The sequence below is a fragment of the Metabacillus indicus LMG 22858 genome (genome assembly GCF_000708755.2).
GTDB lineage: Bacteria > Bacillota > Bacilli > Bacillales > Bacillaceae > Bacillus_P > Bacillus_P indicus.
Genome location: NZ_JGVU02000001.1, coordinates 157,427 through 172,721 on the forward strand (window position 1 = coordinate 157,427; position 15,295 = coordinate 172,721).

Annotated in this window: 14 protein-coding genes; 12 read left to right on the forward strand and 2 right to left on the reverse strand. The window is 44.6% G+C overall.

Annotated features, from left to right (window positions below):
- Positions 1 to 84 precede the first annotated feature (84 nt).
- The 6 genes from AZ46_RS00810 to AZ46_RS21820 all read left to right on the forward strand — a co-directional run bounded on the left by AZ46_RS00810 (position 85) and on the right by AZ46_RS21820 (position 7,475).
- A complete protein-coding gene (locus AZ46_RS00810) occupies positions 85 to 1,083 on the forward strand; it encodes a carbohydrate ABC transporter permease (RefSeq protein WP_203289792.1) in 999 nt (332 codons plus the stop codon).
- Positions 1,084 to 1,097: 14 nt separating this feature from the next.
- Positions 1,098 to 2,417 carry a carbohydrate ABC transporter permease gene (locus tag AZ46_RS00815; protein WP_051826969.1) on the forward strand — a complete coding sequence of 440 codons (1,320 nt, stop codon included), beginning with the start codon at positions 1,098 to 1,100 and terminating at the stop codon, positions 2,415 to 2,417.
- A gap of 40 nt (positions 2,418 to 2,457) precedes the next feature.
- Positions 2,458 to 3,558: a Gfo/Idh/MocA family protein gene (locus tag AZ46_RS00820; RefSeq protein ID WP_029282424.1), complete on the forward strand. Its 1,101-nt coding sequence runs from the start codon at positions 2,458 to 2,460 to the stop codon at positions 3,556 to 3,558.
- Positions 3,559 to 3,671: 113 nt separating this feature from the next.
- Complete coding sequence (locus AZ46_RS00825) at positions 3,672 to 6,674, forward strand: glycoside hydrolase family 2 TIM barrel-domain containing protein (protein WP_029282422.1); 3,003 nt, start codon at positions 3,672 to 3,674, stop codon at positions 6,672 to 6,674.
- 142 nt (positions 6,675 to 6,816) lie between these two features.
- Complete coding sequence (locus tag AZ46_RS00830) at positions 6,817 to 7,323, forward strand: GNAT family N-acetyltransferase (RefSeq protein ID WP_029282420.1); 507 nt, start codon at positions 6,817 to 6,819, stop codon at positions 7,321 to 7,323.
- Positions 7,320 to 7,475 carry a hypothetical protein gene (locus AZ46_RS21820; protein ID WP_161781187.1) on the forward strand — a complete coding sequence of 52 codons (156 nt, stop codon included), beginning with the start codon at positions 7,320 to 7,322 and terminating at the stop codon, positions 7,473 to 7,475. Before AZ46_RS00830 ends, AZ46_RS21820 begins: the two co-directional genes overlap by 4 nt.
- An 851-nt stretch (positions 7,476 to 8,326) precedes the next feature.
- On the opposite strand, the gene AZ46_RS00835 is transcribed toward AZ46_RS21820, so the two are convergent.
- Positions 8,327 to 9,082 (reverse strand): alpha/beta hydrolase, encoded by a 756-nt coding sequence (locus tag AZ46_RS00835; RefSeq protein WP_029282418.1) that lies wholly within the window; start codon positions 9,080 to 9,082, stop codon positions 8,327 to 8,329.
- Positions 9,083 to 9,241: 159 nt separating this feature from the next.
- Between AZ46_RS00835 and AZ46_RS00840 the strand changes: the two genes are divergently transcribed.
- Both AZ46_RS00840 and AZ46_RS00845 read left to right on the forward strand, forming a co-directional pair.
- The gene (locus tag AZ46_RS00840) at positions 9,242 to 10,474 is read left to right on the forward strand and encodes an MDR family MFS transporter (protein WP_029282416.1); all 1,233 of its coding nucleotides are present in this window, start codon (positions 9,242 to 9,244) and stop codon (positions 10,472 to 10,474) included.
- Between the two features lie 67 nt (positions 10,475 to 10,541).
- Positions 10,542 to 11,078: a hypothetical protein gene (locus AZ46_RS00845; protein WP_029282414.1), complete on the forward strand. Its 537-nt coding sequence runs from the start codon at positions 10,542 to 10,544 to the stop codon at positions 11,076 to 11,078.
- 23 nt (positions 11,079 to 11,101) lie between these two features.
- Here AZ46_RS00845 and AZ46_RS00850 read toward each other — a convergent pair whose 3' ends face one another.
- Positions 11,102 to 11,839, reverse strand: a complete 738-nt coding sequence (locus tag AZ46_RS00850; protein WP_161781188.1) for a YwaF family protein — start codon at positions 11,837 to 11,839, stop codon at positions 11,102 to 11,104.
- 141 nt (positions 11,840 to 11,980) lie between these two features.
- Here AZ46_RS00850 and AZ46_RS00855 point away from each other — a divergent pair, with 141 nt between their 5' ends.
- From AZ46_RS00855 to AZ46_RS00870, 4 genes are read left to right on the forward strand one after another with little or no spacing between them, the layout of a single operon-like run.
- Positions 11,981 to 12,502, forward strand: a complete 522-nt coding sequence (locus AZ46_RS00855; protein WP_081870101.1) for a helix-turn-helix domain-containing protein — start codon at positions 11,981 to 11,983, stop codon at positions 12,500 to 12,502.
- Between the two features lie 22 nt (positions 12,503 to 12,524).
- A complete protein-coding gene (locus tag AZ46_RS20870) occupies positions 12,525 to 13,304 on the forward strand; it encodes a CPBP family intramembrane glutamic endopeptidase (protein WP_051826971.1) in 780 nt (259 codons plus the stop codon).
- A 24-nt stretch (positions 13,305 to 13,328) separates the two neighbouring features.
- On the forward strand, positions 13,329 to 14,252 hold the full coding sequence (locus tag AZ46_RS00865) for an ABC transporter ATP-binding protein (protein WP_051826973.1): 924 nt from the start codon (positions 13,329 to 13,331) through the stop codon (positions 14,250 to 14,252).
- The gene (locus AZ46_RS00870) at positions 14,221 to 15,048 is read left to right on the forward strand and encodes an ABC transporter permease subunit (RefSeq protein WP_029282405.1); all 828 of its coding nucleotides are present in this window, start codon (positions 14,221 to 14,223) and stop codon (positions 15,046 to 15,048) included. The genes AZ46_RS00865 and AZ46_RS00870 overlap by 32 nt, the downstream gene beginning before the upstream one ends.
- The last annotated feature ends 247 nt before the right edge of the window (positions 15,049 to 15,295 follow it).

Below are 15,295 nucleotides of genomic sequence, written 5' to 3' on the forward strand. Positions count from 1 at the left end.
TTGTAAGCGTTTTCTTTTACTCCTATACTAGAAATATCAAAGAATTAACTTACAGCAGCTGAACTAAAGAAACGGGGTGGGGGCTTGTCAAAAACAAGAGACGGGGGAAATTTGCACGCATTGTCCAATACAGAAATGGTGCCTGCTGCACCTGAGCAGCCGCTTCAATTGAACAAGAGCCTGATTGCGGCAAAGAAGCGAAACAAAAGAGAATACATCACAAATAAGCGGGTGGTTCCATGGCTGTTTCTGCTGCCTGGTATCTTAGCAACCCTATTGCTTAAATACGTCACGATCGGCACAAGCGTTACATGGTCTTTTTTTAATGTCACCGTCCAGGACATGCCGGGGGAATTTGTCGGCCTGCAGAACTATATCAATCTCTTTACAGCTCCGGATTTCGGCATCACGTTCGGAAATACGCTTGTCTATCTCGGTCTGACCCTTTTATTATGTTTTCCGGTTCCAATCATTCAGGCAGTCATTTTAAATGAGATCAGAAGCAAAAAGCTGAAAAACTGGTTCTCGACATTATACATCCTGCCTGCAGTTATTCCGGGCACAGTCATCATTGTCATCTGGAGATGGATCTGGAATCCGGAATATGGGGTGGCAAACTACATCTTCGGCTTGTTCGGTCTAGAAAACCAGGCGTGGCTCAGCGATCCTGAACTTGTCAAACTGTGCATCGTGATTCCCGGAATACTCGGAGGCGGATTATCCGTGCTTCTGTATTATGCAGCTATTCTTGGGGTCCCGAAAGATATTTATGAAGCAGCAGAGCTTGACGGCTGTTCAGGATGGAAAAAAGTCAGGTATATCATTCTGCCAAATATCAAATTTATCATTCTTGTTCAGCTGATCATGACAGTTATCGGCACATTTCAGATTATGGATGTCATATTCCAGTTTACAAACGGCGGCCCTGCAGGGGCATCGAATTCACTGGGTCTGAACATTTACAAGCTGTTCAATGAACAATTCCAGTACGGACAGGGCAGCGCATTATCAACTGTCTTGCTTCTCATCATTGCCATCATTACACTCATTCAGCTGAAAGTCAGCAAAACGGATGCAGACTAAAAGAGGAGGGCCAAATGAAAAAGCGAAATTGGACACAATATGCGACGGTAAGTGCAACGGTCATCATGATAGCGGCTCTTCTTTTTCCATTGTTTTATGCGCTCAGCATTTCACTGCAGGATGAATTTTCAATCTATAAACCAAAGCCGCAGTTCCTCCCCGAGAAGGGCAAAAATGTTGTGCTGGAAGTGGACCTTGCTTCTCTTAAAAATGAAGGCAATTTAGAAGATGCCATCCTTCAGGATGCGACTCTGGCGATTTTCTCAACCTTTATCGAACAGAGAAAAGAAGGAATTACAGAGATTGATTTTATTGGAAAAATGGATGGCAAAGTCATCTTCCGTTCCGAGGCCCATACGTCAAAGCTGGCACTTGAAAATGATTATGGAGTCTACAAACGAACAAACCCGACGCCAAAAGTTCTCCTTGGAAAAGACCGCTACAAACAGTTCATGGAGAATATGGGCTACGAATTTGATCCAGGCGGAATACAGGGTGAAAACATAGAGAAAAGTGAAAATGAATCCGGTCTCGTTCAGTCAGTAAGCGAAAACTTTAAAGAGAAATATCCGCTGAAAGGCGAGCTTGCAAATGTTGGAGTTACGTATTCATGGATGCAGGTCATTGAAAAATATGCCTACTACTTTACGCTGCCTAAATACATGTTCAGTGATTCAGAAGCCGTTGCAAAATACGGACTTTTCGCCTTCGCATTCAATACGTTTCTGACAACGGTTTGGGCCATTTTGTGCCAGGTATTCCTGCCGGCCCTGACAGCCTATCCGCTTGCGAGACTCCTGAAGAAAAAAACATCAGACGCCGTGACGATGTTTTTCCTGATCACGATGATGATTCCGTTCGTCAGCATTATGGTGCCACAGCTCATTCTCATGAAAAGTGCGGGAATGTATGACAACTATTGGGCGATGCTTGTTCCGTGGCTTGTGCCGTCACCGTTTTATATTCTTTTGTACAAGGCATTTTTCCAAAGAATCCCGCACAGCTTGTTTGAGGCGGCAAGAATGGACGGGGCAGGAGAATTTTATATCTTTACGAAAATCTGCATGCCCATCTCAAAGCCAATCATTTCGCTTATTGCCATTCAGGCGTTTATTGCAGGCTGGTCCGATTTCTTCTGGTATTTTATTTCAACTAAGCAGGCTTCACTCTGGACCTTGAATGTGGCGATCTTCAACATGAGCGAATCCCAGGCAATCAAACAGAATTTCCTGATGGGCATTTCGGTTGCTTCCGTTATTCCAATCATTATCTTCACCTTTATTTTTGCAAGACAGCTGAAAGAGGGAGCGCTTGGTTCTTCTGTAAAAGGCTGAAAAACTGTAACGAACCAAACTTGAACTGGAGGAAAACACGATGTCAAACAAAATTCTTAAGGTTGGAATCATTGGATGCGGGGGAATTGGAACTCAAAAACACCTCCCTGCTCTTTCAAAACAAAAAAATGTGGAACTGACCGCTTTTTGCGACCTGGTTGAAAGCCGTGCACAAGACGCTGCTGAAACGTTCGGAACAGCAGGAGCGAAAGTATTTACGGATTATAAAGAGCTCCTAAAAGAAGAGCTGGATGTTGTGCATGTCTGCACGCCAAATAAATCGCATTCTTTTATTACAATTGATGCCCTTGAATCCGGCAAACATGTCATGTGCGAAAAGCCGATGGCAAAAACGGCTGATGAGGCTAGAGCAATGGTAGAGGCAGCAAAAAGAACCGGAAAAAAACTGACGGTCGGCTATCAGAACAGATACCGGGATGACAGTCTGCATTTGAAGAAAGTATGCGAATCGGGCCAGCTTGGGGACGTTTATTACGCAAAAGCACATGCGGTCAGAAGACGGGCAGTGCCGACCTGGGGAATCTTTTTAAACAAAGAAGAACAAGGCGGGGGACCGCTCATTGATATCGGTACGCATGCTCTGGACCTGACGCTGTGGCTGTTAAATAATTACGACGTGAAATATGTGGTCGGCAATACATACAAAGCATGGGACGGCCGTACAAGCGAAGCAAATATATTCGGTGCATGGAAACAGGAAGAATATGAAGTGGAAGACTCGGCATTCGGATTTATCACCATGGAAAATGGGGCAACCATTGTGCTTGAATCAAGCTGGGCTTTAAACACGCTGGATATTGGCGAAGGACAGACAACTCTCTGCGGGACAGAAGGCGGTGCCGATATGAAGGACGGCCTCAGAATTAACGGAGAAGAATTTGGAAAGTTCTTTATGAAAAAACCTGAACTGAATGACGGATCGGTCGCTTTCTTTGAAGGGGAGACAGAAGAACCTCAGGACAGAGAAGCAAGAATGTGGATAGAGGCCATTTTGGAAGACAGGGAGCCTCTTGTAAAACCGGAAGAAGCTCTCCGCGTGAGCGAAATTCTCGAAGCCATCTACGAATCGGCCAAAACAGGTAAACCTGTTTATTTTAAAAAAGAAGAAGCATTTGCCTGAAGAATAAAGGAAACCGGCATAATCTAAAGAAATAGGAAAAGAGCTATCCGCTGCCGATAACGGGGATAGCTCTTTTCAGTCAATCAAAAATACAGCAGAAAGAGGCATCTGATATGACCCTTGAAAAAGTATGGGAAAACCCTCAAATTCTTCAGATAAACCGTGAAAAACCGAGAGCGTATTACATACCTTACCATGATGAGCGCGCAAAAAGCAGAAACCGCCATCTTTCAGATCACTTTCGCCTCCTGAATGGGGAATGGAAATTCAGTTATTTTTCAAATGTTAATGACATTAAGGATGAGCATGTTTCAAACGGAATAGATGTTTCGGACTGGGACCGCCTGCTGGTTCCATCATGCTGGCAGACAAACGGCTATGATCAGATGCAGTATGTAAACGTTAGGTACCCCTTTCCGTTTGATCCTCCGCACGTTCCGAATGAGAATCCGGCGGGAATTTACGTAAAGGACATTCAGATATCTGACCTCAGTGAAAGCAAAGAACAATTCATCGTTTTTGAAGGAGTCAGCGCCTGCTTTTATTTATATGTAAACGGGACATTTGCCGGATACAGCCAGGGTAGCAGAATGCCTGCCGAGTTTAACATCACTCCTTATTTGAAAGATGGAAGTAACAGACTGACTGCCGTTGTCCTGAAGTGGTGCGACGGAAGTTATCTTGAAGATCAGGATATGTGGAGGTATACAGGAATTTTCAGAGACGTTTACTTGCTCAGCCGGGATGTATCCCGCATACAGGATGTGTTCAACAGGGCTGTCTTATCTGAAGACCTCACTCAGGGAGAGCTTCAGATCGATCTAACGGCGAAGGGACGCTGCCATACAGAGGTTCTGCTGAAGGATGAAAGAGGGGAAACAGTCGGTCATATAGCCAGGGAAATAAAAGGAACTGAATCATTAAGCATGACTGTGGACAGTCCTGCTCTCTGGAATGCTGAAAATCCTGTCCTGTATGATCTTTATGTGAAGAGCGGAGAAGAGGTCCTCCATTTTCATATTGGATTCCGGCGGATCACGGTTGAAGACGGAGTCTTTAAGATTAATAATGAAGCAGTCAAATTAAAGGGTGTGAACCGCCATGATTCTCATCCGAAACTAGGCCATACAATTCCTCTGAATCATATGAAAAAAGATTTGCTGCTCATGAAAAAACATAATATGAACACTGTCAGAGCTTCGCATTATCCGAATGATCCAAGATTTTTGACCCTTTGCGACCAGCTTGGTTTTTATGTCATTGATGAAGCGGATCTTGAATGCCATGGTGCAGGAGAAGCGGGTGATATTCACTGGCTCAGTAAACAGGAGGACTGGCAGGCTGCCTTTTTGGACCGTATGGAAAGGCTGGTCGAGAGAGATAAAAACAATCCTTCTGTCATCATTTGGTCACTCGGAAATGAGGCAGGATACGGGATCAATCATATAAAAATGGCGGAATGGGCGAAGAAAAGAGATGCAACAAGGCTCACACATTACGAAAGTGCCGCAGAAGGATATAAAGGGCATGAAAATACAGAAGCTCTTGATATGGAAAGCAGAATGTACCCTACCCTTCAGTATGTAGAGGAATATGCCAAAAATGAAAGCAAGACAAAGCCGATGTTTTTATGCGAATACTCGCATGCCATGGGAAACGGTCCTGGAGATGCGGCGGACTACTGGGAGCTGATTTACAAGTATCCAAAGCTCATGGGCGGATGCATCTGGGAATGGAATGACCATGGAATCAGCAGAACAGACGACAGAGGAAACGTGTCGTATGCCTATGGCGGGGATTTCGGCGAAACCATTCATGACGGGAATTTCTGCATAGATGGACTCGTTAAGCCTGACAGGACCCCTTCAACCGGCCTGAAGGAAATAAAGGCCGTGTATAAACCGGTTCGATTTAAAATGAAGAGCGCCGAAGAAGGGTTGGTTGAAGTAACGAACCTGTTTGACTTTACCAATCTCTCAGATTATGAGATTCAGTGGATGGTGGAAAGGGACGGTGAAGTGGTTCAGCAGAATGTCATCTATGACCTGGACCTTCATCCGAAAGCATCAAAAGTCATTCAGATTCCTTATGACGTTCCAGAAGCATCTGTCAGCAGCTATTACCTGACAGTTTCCCTCCTTCAGAAAAAGACAGCACCATGGGCTGAGAAAGGCCATGAACTCGGTTTTGAACAGTTTCTCCTGCCGGTCATCAGGCAGGTACCGGAAAAACGACCAGGAAAGCATCCTCTCAAAACAGAAAAAAACGGCAATAGCCTTGTGATTTCAGGTCTCGATTTCACCTATGTCTTCAATCTGGAATCCGGCCAATTTGAAAAAGTGTCGCTCAATGACTATGAATGCCTTGCTGGAATTCCGTCCTTTACTGCTTGGAGAGCTCCGATTGATAATGATGCACCAATTTTACAAGAGTGGAAGAAACATGGTTTTGACAAGCTGAATATGCACACATACAAGGCGGAAGTTGTGCAGGAAGATGAAAGCTTGATTGAACTGCAGGTCCATTTTTCATTAAGTGCATTCAGCCGTTTTCCGGTGGTAAAAGGAACAGCAAACTGGAAGGTGCACAGCAGCGGAGCCATTGCCGTTACCTGTCAGGCTGATGTAAACGGTGCAGTTCCTTATCTTCCGAGATTCGGTCTTGAGATCCCAATGCCAAAAGGGAACGATGAAGTGGAGTATTTCGGAAACGGACCGCACGAAAGCTATATGGATATGAAGTCATCCGTACGGAAAGGCAGGTATCTCACAACCGTTCAAGGCATGCACGAGCAGTACATTTATCCGCAGGAGAACGGCTCACGCTACGGAACAGACTGGGCGATTGTGTCCAATGAACTTGGGATGGGGATGAAGTTTTCTTCAAATGAAGGCTTCTCATTTAATGTTTCCAGGTATGCTCTTGCAGAGTTGACGGCTACTTCACATGATCATCAATTACAAGAAGACAACAGCAGAACATGGGTGTATATTGATTACAAAATGAGCGGTGTCGGCTCAGGAGCATGCGGGCCTGCGCTTGCTGAAAACTATCAGCTGAATGAGAAGAGCATCAGCTTTTCATTTGAAATGGAGCCGGTATTTAAAGAGCATTAAGAGTCAGTCGAAAAGACCAACCGGAAAACGGCTGGTCTTTTCGGTTTTCACACAGTGTCCGTCATTCTCTGTTAATGAGTAAAATAGACTGATGGTATAAGAACTTCATTAAAACCAAGAGTTCGGACGGGGGAAGCGGAATATGGATGTTTTTATTGAAAAAGTGGACCGCCAGACGGCTGCTGAAATTCTGGGGTGGCGCTATGAGGCACCGTATGACTTTTATAATATGGATGTAAGCGAAGAGAACATTCATGGAATGCTTACACATCCCTACTATGCAATGAAGAACAAAGCGGGGGAGACAGCGGGCTTTTTCTGTTTCGGCATCACGGCTCAGGTTCCAAGCAGATATATGGCTCAAATCTATGCTGGAAACATGATCGATATCGGACTTGGCATGAATCCTCACTTAACCGGAAAAGGGCAGGGATCTGCTTTTTTTGCCTATATTCTCAATCAGGCAAGAGCAGGCTTTCCGAATACCCCGCTGCGGCTGACAGTAGCCTCCTTTAATGAGAGGGCTTCACGCGTATATGAGAAAGCGGGCTTTAAAGAAGCGGTAAGGTTTGAGAAAGAGAGGGTTATTTTTAAAGTTATGGTGCTGGAGGAGCGTGGATTTAAAAGCAACCAGCAAGCTCAGGTATGATTGAGCTTGCTGGTTTTTATCCTTTAAGCGATCCGAAAAAAAAACAGGATCCCGAAGATAAGAAATGCTCCAACAATAGTCAGCAGCACAATGATGCTTATGAGAATCCATCCAAGTTTTTTTCTGCCGGTCCGGATAAAGAAAGCGCATAGAGCGAAAATGGTAAAGAAATAACCAAGTACGGCCCACAGCCACCTGTTTTTATTGTATTTCGGAGCTTTAATGAATAAGTAAACCGCAAAAACAGCACTAAAAAGAAAATTGTATATCCATTCCATGCATCAAAACCTCTATTTCTGTTTTGTTATGAATCTTAATTTCTACTGAAAAAAATGACTTCTGTTAAGAGAGGCAGATCCTCCTAAATGTAATCATACCCGAATCGCCCTTGCTATTCATTCATTGTACCGTTTGCTTCCTGAAAACGGCAATAAAAAAAGAGTACAAACCATGGTAAGGGCCATAAGGAAATGAGAAATTGACCTTTCAGTGCTGCTGGAATGATGTGAAGGGTTGTAAAGAAGTGAGAAATGACCCTTTAGTGCAGCTGTAGTGATGTGAAGGGTTATAAGTAAGTGGAAATTGACCCTTTAGTGCAGACGGAGTGATGTGAAGGGTTATAAGTAAGTGAGAATTGACCCTTAAGTGCAGCTGTAGTGATGTGAAGGGTTATAAGTAAGTGCGAATGGACCCTTCAGTGCAACCGTAATGATGTGAAGGGTCATAAGGAAGTAAGAAATGACCTTTCAGCCTAGCCGTAGTGATGTGAAGGGTCATAAGGAAGAAGGAATTGACCCTTCAGCCCGGCCAGAGCGATGCGAAGGGTCATAAGCCAGTGTGAAATACCCCTTTAGCCCAGCCAGAGTAGTGTGAAGTGTCATAAAACAACAAGAAAAAACCCTCCAATCCGGCTCAAGCCTACTGAAGGGTCCTAAAGCATGATCTAATCCTTAAGCCGGAAAAAGTCACGAAAGCCGCCTGCTCTCCGCAACATCCAGCCTTCCTAAACAGCCGTCTGATTCAATACATGCTCGATAAACTTAAGCGTCTGATCAATGATGATTGGCTGATCATGGTCAAGTGTTGCCACATGGTAGCTGTTTTCAAGCACAATCATTTTTTTATGCTCAGAAGAGATTTCATCCATGATGAGTCTGGAGTTATCCGGCGGAACAACGTGGTCTTCTGTTGATACAAAAACGAGTGCCGGGCATTTGATTTCATGTAAGTTTTGTCTCACAAGCGCCATAAGCTTATTAATTTCTTTTATGGATTGAACAGGCGTTTTATCGTAAGCAAGCTCGGTAACGGCAGGATTCTTAATGTCAGATCCGATGGCATCGAGAAAGCGGGCCTGAATCTGCTGGGCGCCTGCCATTGTCGGGATGTCGACCGCTGCGTTGATCGGTATAATCGCTTTGATTTCCGGGTGCTTTTGGGCAAGGTAGAGTGTCAGGGTGCCGCCCATGGACAAGCCGGTGACGAAAATGGTGCTGCAGCGGTCTTTAAGCCACTGGTAGCCTTCTTCTACAGAAGCGGTCCAATCCTCATATGTGGTTCCTTCCATTTCCTCGTAGTGCGTGCCATGTCCTTTGAGCCTCGGACCGCATACGGTGTATCCGGCTTTCGCATATGCCTCGCCAAGAGGACGCATGCTCTGGGTGGAGCCGGTAAATCCATGCGATACGAGAATTCCGATCGAATTGCCTTCAAAGTAAAATGGTTCTGCTCCTTCTAATACGGGATAACGTTCTGACATCCTCATTCCTCCTTTAAAAATGAAAACCCTTTCTCAGTACGATTCGATACTGGGCATAGAATCTCCTACTTAAGAATGAGATTCTTCGTTCCATTTAAGGATTCGAAAACTGTGAAATTGTGGTAAACTTTCTCTTATTACAGGACGGAGGATACAGAAATGAAGCAGCTTAAACACGTTCATCCGCTCGGCTGGAACATCCTGATCGGAACCATTTTCGGGCGCATGGCCACATCAATGAGTCTTCCATTTTTAGCTATCTATTTAACTCAGGTGAAGGGCGTATCGGCCGCTATGACCGGGACGATTATCGCCGTAAGCTCGCTAGCCGGCATTTTATCAAGTTTTTACGGCGGATATCTGTCAGACAAACTGGGCAGGAAAAAAGTGCTGATCACATCTATTTTCGGATGGGTCTTCGTCTTTATTGGCTTTGGCGCTGCAGATACAGTTCTCGCATTTTTCATTATGAATGCGCTGAACGGAGTATGCCGCTCCGTCTTTGAGCCAACTTCAAGAGCCCTTTTATCCGATCTGACAGAACAGAAAAACAGGCTTCTTATCTTCAATTTAAGGTACGCTGCAATCAATGTGGGAGTCGTTTTCGGGCCGCTGCTCGGCATTTATTTAGGTTCGGCAAAAACAACGTCGCCGTTTTTTATAGCCGCGATTATCTATGCTCTGTACGGATTCTCCCTTCTGATTACGTTCATGAAAACATCACATAAAACGGAAACGAAGGAGGCTGCGCGGATATCTTTTAGAGAAGCCGTGCACGTGACAAGAAAAGATAAATTGCTGCTCCTGTCCCTGGTCGGCATCATCCTGTGCATCACCGGATTTTCCCAGCTGACCTCGACGCTGCCACAATTTTTTGCGATGTCGCCTGACATTAAAGACGGGGCTAAAACATTTTCGATCCTGCTGTCTCTAAACGCCGTCACAGTGCTGCTGATTCAATATCCGATTGTAAGAGCGGCCAAGAATCATCCGCCTATTTTCTCTATTATTCTAGGGAACTTGCTTGTCGGACTCAGCCTGTTCAGTTTTGCATTCGCGCACAGCATCTGGCTTATTGCACTGGTCGTGATTTTGTTTACAGTAGGAGAGGTTCTGCTCTTTTCCATGATGGACGTCCTGATTGATGAACTGTCAAACCCTGAAATGAAGGGAACGTACTTTGGAGCCATGGGCTTTACCCAGCTTGGAAATGTCATCGGCCCCTGGATTGGCGGTGTCCTGCTTGATGCATATGGAATAAGCAGTCCGGCGGCCGTCTTCAGCTGCCTCATGCTTGTGACCCTTTCTGGTATTCCGGTTCTTTTTCTGGTGAAAAAAGAGATGGAGAGAAAAACCGAAGCGAGCGTTCTTAACCAACAGGCACACATTTGAAAAATGTTAAAAAATTGAAACTTATGGAACCCTCTGAGCGTATTACATAAAAAAAGGGGGACGTAACATGAAAAAACTTGGCGCATTTTTTGTTATTGCTGCTGCACTGCTCTCGGGAGGATGTTCGCTTGAAGCGAATGCCGTGCCGAAAGACGTTAAGAGTGATATCCAAAAAGAATTCGGAAAAGACATCTATGTCCCGGAGTTTGGTGACTACCCGGTGACGCATGCTGCTGTTATTTATCCGCCGGCTGGCATGGAAACGAAAAAAAAGGATCTTGTACTATCTTATGGCAGCAAGCTTGGGAAGCTGGAAGAAGTGGCGGCGAATGAAGAAATCAAAGCTCTTTACGGGCCTTACAATGGAAAAAGACAGTTCACCCTGACATACAGCACCTATAAAATAGATATAGACAAGAATGAAGAACGGGAAGTTGATGGAGAAAAGATTCAATACTCCGAGTCGGACGGAAAGTATGTGTTTGCTAATTTTAATGCAGACGGCGGCTCCTACCGGCTGGAGTTTATCCTGGATAAAGAATTTTCAGAAGAAGATGCGCTTGATGTAATAGAGGATGTGCTTAAGCATACAGAAGAGAAGTGATTTCGGTCACTTCTCTTTTTTGATTACATAGATCTTTCTGCCTTGCTGTCTTTCATTTTTTCAGTGTAAAACGGAAGGACAAGAAGCACAAACAGGCAAAACGCAACAGCCTCAAGAGACAGAAGATACCACGGATACGGTCCGAGGAAATCAATCGGTGTCGGGTTCACAGGCTTTTGCGAGAGGAACATATAATTTCCTCCAAGAGCGCGATTGACGAAAAAGATACAGACAGCGGCTATATTCAGAAAGCCCATCGTTTTAAAAACCGACTTGAACGTGACCTGATATCCCTCCGTCCATACAAAAAAGAAGCAGGTCATCATGATGACGGAATGGGTCAGGAAGAAATGGAAATAGCGGAGATGTGGGAAGCTGTAGTTAAGTTCAGGGGTCAGGAGCGCAAGTCCTGCGCCTGCAATTCCGATGAAATACACGATTTCAAAAATACGTCTGTTTTTTGTGATCAGCAGGATGATGCACAAAAACAGACTCATGCTGCACAGTTCAAGCGGCAGGGTATAGGCGGCCTTCCACGTTCCATTCCAAAGGAGCCAGATATGGTAGGCGGCTTCAAACAGCACTCCGGTCCCTGCAAGCAGAAGTCTGAACCCCAAATTCCATTCCTTTTGGAGGAGTGTATGCCGCATCGCATACATACCGGCAAGCAACAGGAGCAGAAAACCAAGTCCTGCAAGATGAGCTGGAGAAAATAACGAGAAGGGATTCTGATCATAGGCTGTGCTGAAAAAAGAATTCACCGGATTCATCTCTCTTCATTTTTTCTTCATTATAAGGGTTTCAGAGTTTAATAAAAAGATAAAAATTGGAAAAAATAAGTTGAATATTATCACTTTGTATATTATTATTAAAATTGATAATAAAAGTTGGAGGGTTTTTAAGTGAAGAGAAAAATGGACTTGATTCTTCATCCTGTCCGGTTAAAAATTGTCCAGTCCCTTTTAAATGGAAAAACGATGACGGTGCATCAGCTGGCTGAACGGACTCAAGATGTTCCACAGGCTACGTTATATAGACATCTGAATAAGCTTCTTGAAGCAAACATCATTTCTGTGGTTCAGGAAAATCAGATCAGAGGAACAGTTGAGAAAGTATATGCGCTGAATGAACCAGCCATTCAGTCCCATGAGGATTTGCTCAATCTCACAAAAGAGGAGCATCTCCAAATGTTTATGCATTTTACCACTCACCTTATGGGGATGTATGAAAATTATTTAGAGAAAGAAAAGCCTGACCTGGTAAAGGACGGCGTTACTTACAGGGTGGCAAATGTCCATCTCTCAGACGAGGAGTATATGGAAACGGCACAAGAAATCGGAAAGATCATTTTGAAGGCAATGAAAAACGAGCCTTCACCTGAACGAAAAAGCAGAAACATCGCAACGATTGTCATACCTGAGTAGAAGCCATTGGGGGGAATCTCTTATGAAAAAATTGGATGTAAAGCTTGCATTGTTTATTGGAGTTATATGTTTTGGAGCAGGTTTTTTGCTCCTGCCTTACCAATTAGAGACTTTAAAGTCAGCGCTTCCGCAAAACGAGTTTGAGAAGATGACAGCGGATATGCCGATGGTGATTACGTCTCTGGCTTTTTCCGCGCAGCTGTTTGTTATGAGTTTCCTGTTAGCCTGGGCAGGGTTTAACCTTGCTCGGAAAACGGGTTTTTCGTTTGACATTCTGCAGTCCTTTTTTGAAAAAGGGCAAAAGAAATCGTTCGGGGGTAAACCTTTCTTGCTTGCAGTCTTTTTTGGAGTGATAACAGGATTCCTTATTGTTGCTTCGGATCGTTTTTATTTTGAAAGCCGCATTCCTCAATTAAATGAGTACAGCCCCGAATTCTCATGGCTTGGTTTGGCTGCGGGTGTAATAGGGGGAGGCGTTTTTGAAGAAACGCTTCTTCGCCTGTTTTTTGTCTCCTTTCTTGTTTGGGGATTCCGCAAGATTCTAAAGACAGATAACAAGGCAGTTTATTTGGCGGCCATCCTCATAGCTGCTTTGGGATTTGCTGCGCTGCATTTGCCCTTTACATCCGTCGTGTTCGGGGAGCTGACAGGGTTAATCGTGTTCAGAAGCTTTTTGCTTAATGGCATCGGTGGAATTTTCTTCGGTTATCTCTATTGGAAAAAAGGATTCGAATACGCAATCATTTCTCATATGTTTGCCCATATTTCCATGCAGCTGCTGTTTATTCCACTATTCTACTAATGGGAGAAAAGGAGATTTACAAATATGATTAACGTCACGGGTGCATCAAAATCGTTCGGCAGTCACTCAGTGCTGAATGATGTGAATTTTAAAGCGGAAGAAGGGAGGATTATCGGGCTGCTCGGTCCGAACGGTGCGGGAAAGACAACGTTTATCCGGATCCTGAACGGCGTCATCAAACCTGACAGCGGCGAAATCTCCATTTTTGGTCATGATCCTGCCACAAGCGGAGATGAGATCAGGAAACTGTCAGGTGTTGTGACAGAAAGTGCCGGCCTATATCACCAGTTAAGCGGACAGGAGAATCTCTCTTTTTTTGCTGATTTATACGGCGTAAAAGAAAAAGCGAGAACGGCAGAGCTGCTTGAGCTTTTTGATCTTGCCGAACATAAAGACAAACCGGCCGGAACCTACAGCACAGGCATGAAAAAACGCCTTGCTCTCGCGAAAGCACTGCTGCATAAACCAAAGCTTCTTTACTTAGATGAGCCGACAAACGGACTGGACCCGGACGGCATCAAGATGGTCCTTTCCTATTTAAAAAAATATAACAAAGAAACAGGTACAACCATCATTATCTGTTCCCATGTTCTTCATCAGCTGGAACCTGTCTGTGACTCTTTTGCGTTCCTTGAAAACCGGACGATTGTTGAACAGGGCACGGTATTTGAGCTTTCAGATAAATACTTGAAGGATGTCAAAGTAAGGGTGTTAACGGAGCCGGCTATGATACAAAGGGATGCAGCCAGTTTTCCTTTTGACCAGCTGAAACCGGGAGAAGCGGTATTTACTCTGCCTTCTAAAGAACACATTTCAGGACTGCTGAAGGAACTATTAAAAAAGCATTCTATTTATTCCGCTGAGATGGTAAACAGCGGACTTGAGGCCATCTATTTTAAAGTAAGGGAGAAGCACAATGAACAGCACAATCATGAAGGCCATCATTAAAAAAGACTTGAGAGACATTATCCGCAGCAAGAATCTGTTTGCCGTACTGATCATTATCCCTGTTCTTTTTTCAAGCGTCATCCCTGCAGCCATTCTTTCTGCCGCTCTCTTTTTAGATCTTGAGGAACTTGCCGGGAGTGACGCGGAGAGGATGATCTCGAGCTTCATGACCCAGCTGAACCGGGAAAGCATTGCTTTTGAGACAGTTGAACAGCAGTTTGTCTTTTTATTTTTAAATTACATGCTTCCATCTCTTTTTCTTCTCGTTCCCATTATCACAGCAAGCGTAGTCGCTGCGAACAGCTTTGTTGGCGAAAAAGAGCGGAGAACACTTGAGAGCCTGCTGTTTTCGCCAGTGTCTGTCAAAACGCTGTTTGTAAGCAAAATCATTGGATCGTTTCTGCCATCGCTGCTTGTATCGTTAGCAAGTTTTGTTCTAAGCGGGATAATTATCAACAGTCTCGGGTATCAGCTGTACGGACAAATGATCTTCCCGTCCGCCAACTGGCTAGTTCTTATTTTCTGGCTGTCTCCGATGGTTTCCCTGCTGACAGTCCTGCTGAACGTGCTGATCTCTTCACGGGTGAAGACGTATCAGGAAGCGCAGAACATCGGAGGGGTTATCGTCCTGCCGGTGGTGGCAATGATGGCCGGCCAGGCAAGCGGACTCTTTCTCGTCGGAGCTGGTGTTACCTTTTTAATCGGGCTTGGCCTGCTCCTTGTTAATCTGCTGCTGGTAAGCAGAATGGCAAAGTTCAGCGACCGGTATATGCTGTTTGAGAAGCAGATTCATTGATATTGAAAATTGGAGAGTTGAATAGTGCCATCAAGCAGGGAGATTTGGAGGTTGATGGCACTTATCCGGAAGAATAGAACCCTCAAACAGAGTAATCTCAGAGTTGATGGCACTTATCCGGGAGAAAGGGACCATCAAGCGGAGCAAACACAGACTTGATGGCACTTATCCGGGAGAATAGAACCCTCAAACAGAGTAATCTCAGAGTTAATGGCACTTATCCAGAAGAATATAACCCCCAAGCAGA

Bases quoted from the DNA above. Each gene is read 5' to 3' on its own strand.
- AZ46_RS00815 (WP_051826969.1), top strand. From the start codon at position 1,098: ATGAAAAAGCGAAATTGGACACAATATGCGACGGTAAGTGCAACGGTC.
- AZ46_RS00820 (WP_029282424.1), top strand. From the start codon at position 2,458: ATGTCAAACAAAATTCTTAAGGTTGGAATCATTGGATGCGGGGGAATT.
- AZ46_RS00825 (WP_029282422.1), top strand. From the start codon at position 3,672: ATGACCCTTGAAAAAGTATGGGAAAACCCTCAAATTCTTCAGATAAAC.
- AZ46_RS00830 (WP_029282420.1), top strand. From the start codon at position 6,817: ATGGATGTTTTTATTGAAAAAGTGGACCGCCAGACGGCTGCTGAAATT.
- AZ46_RS21820 (WP_161781187.1), top strand. From the start codon at position 7,320: ATGATTGAGCTTGCTGGTTTTTATCCTTTAAGCGATCCGAAAAAAAAA.
- AZ46_RS00835 (WP_029282418.1), bottom strand. From the start codon at position 9,082: ATGTCAGAACGTTATCCCGTATTAGAAGGAGCAGAACCATTTTACTTT.
- AZ46_RS00840 (WP_029282416.1), top strand. From the start codon at position 9,242: ATGAAGCAGCTTAAACACGTTCATCCGCTCGGCTGGAACATCCTGATC.
- AZ46_RS00845 (WP_029282414.1), top strand. From the start codon at position 10,542: ATGAAAAAACTTGGCGCATTTTTTGTTATTGCTGCTGCACTGCTCTCG.
- AZ46_RS20870 (WP_051826971.1), top strand. From the start codon at position 12,525: ATGAAAAAATTGGATGTAAAGCTTGCATTGTTTATTGGAGTTATATGT.
- AZ46_RS00865 (WP_051826973.1), top strand. From the start codon at position 13,329: ATGATTAACGTCACGGGTGCATCAAAATCGTTCGGCAGTCACTCAGTG.
- AZ46_RS00870 (WP_029282405.1), top strand. From the start codon at position 14,221: ATGAACAGCACAATCATGAAGGCCATCATTAAAAAAGACTTGAGAGAC.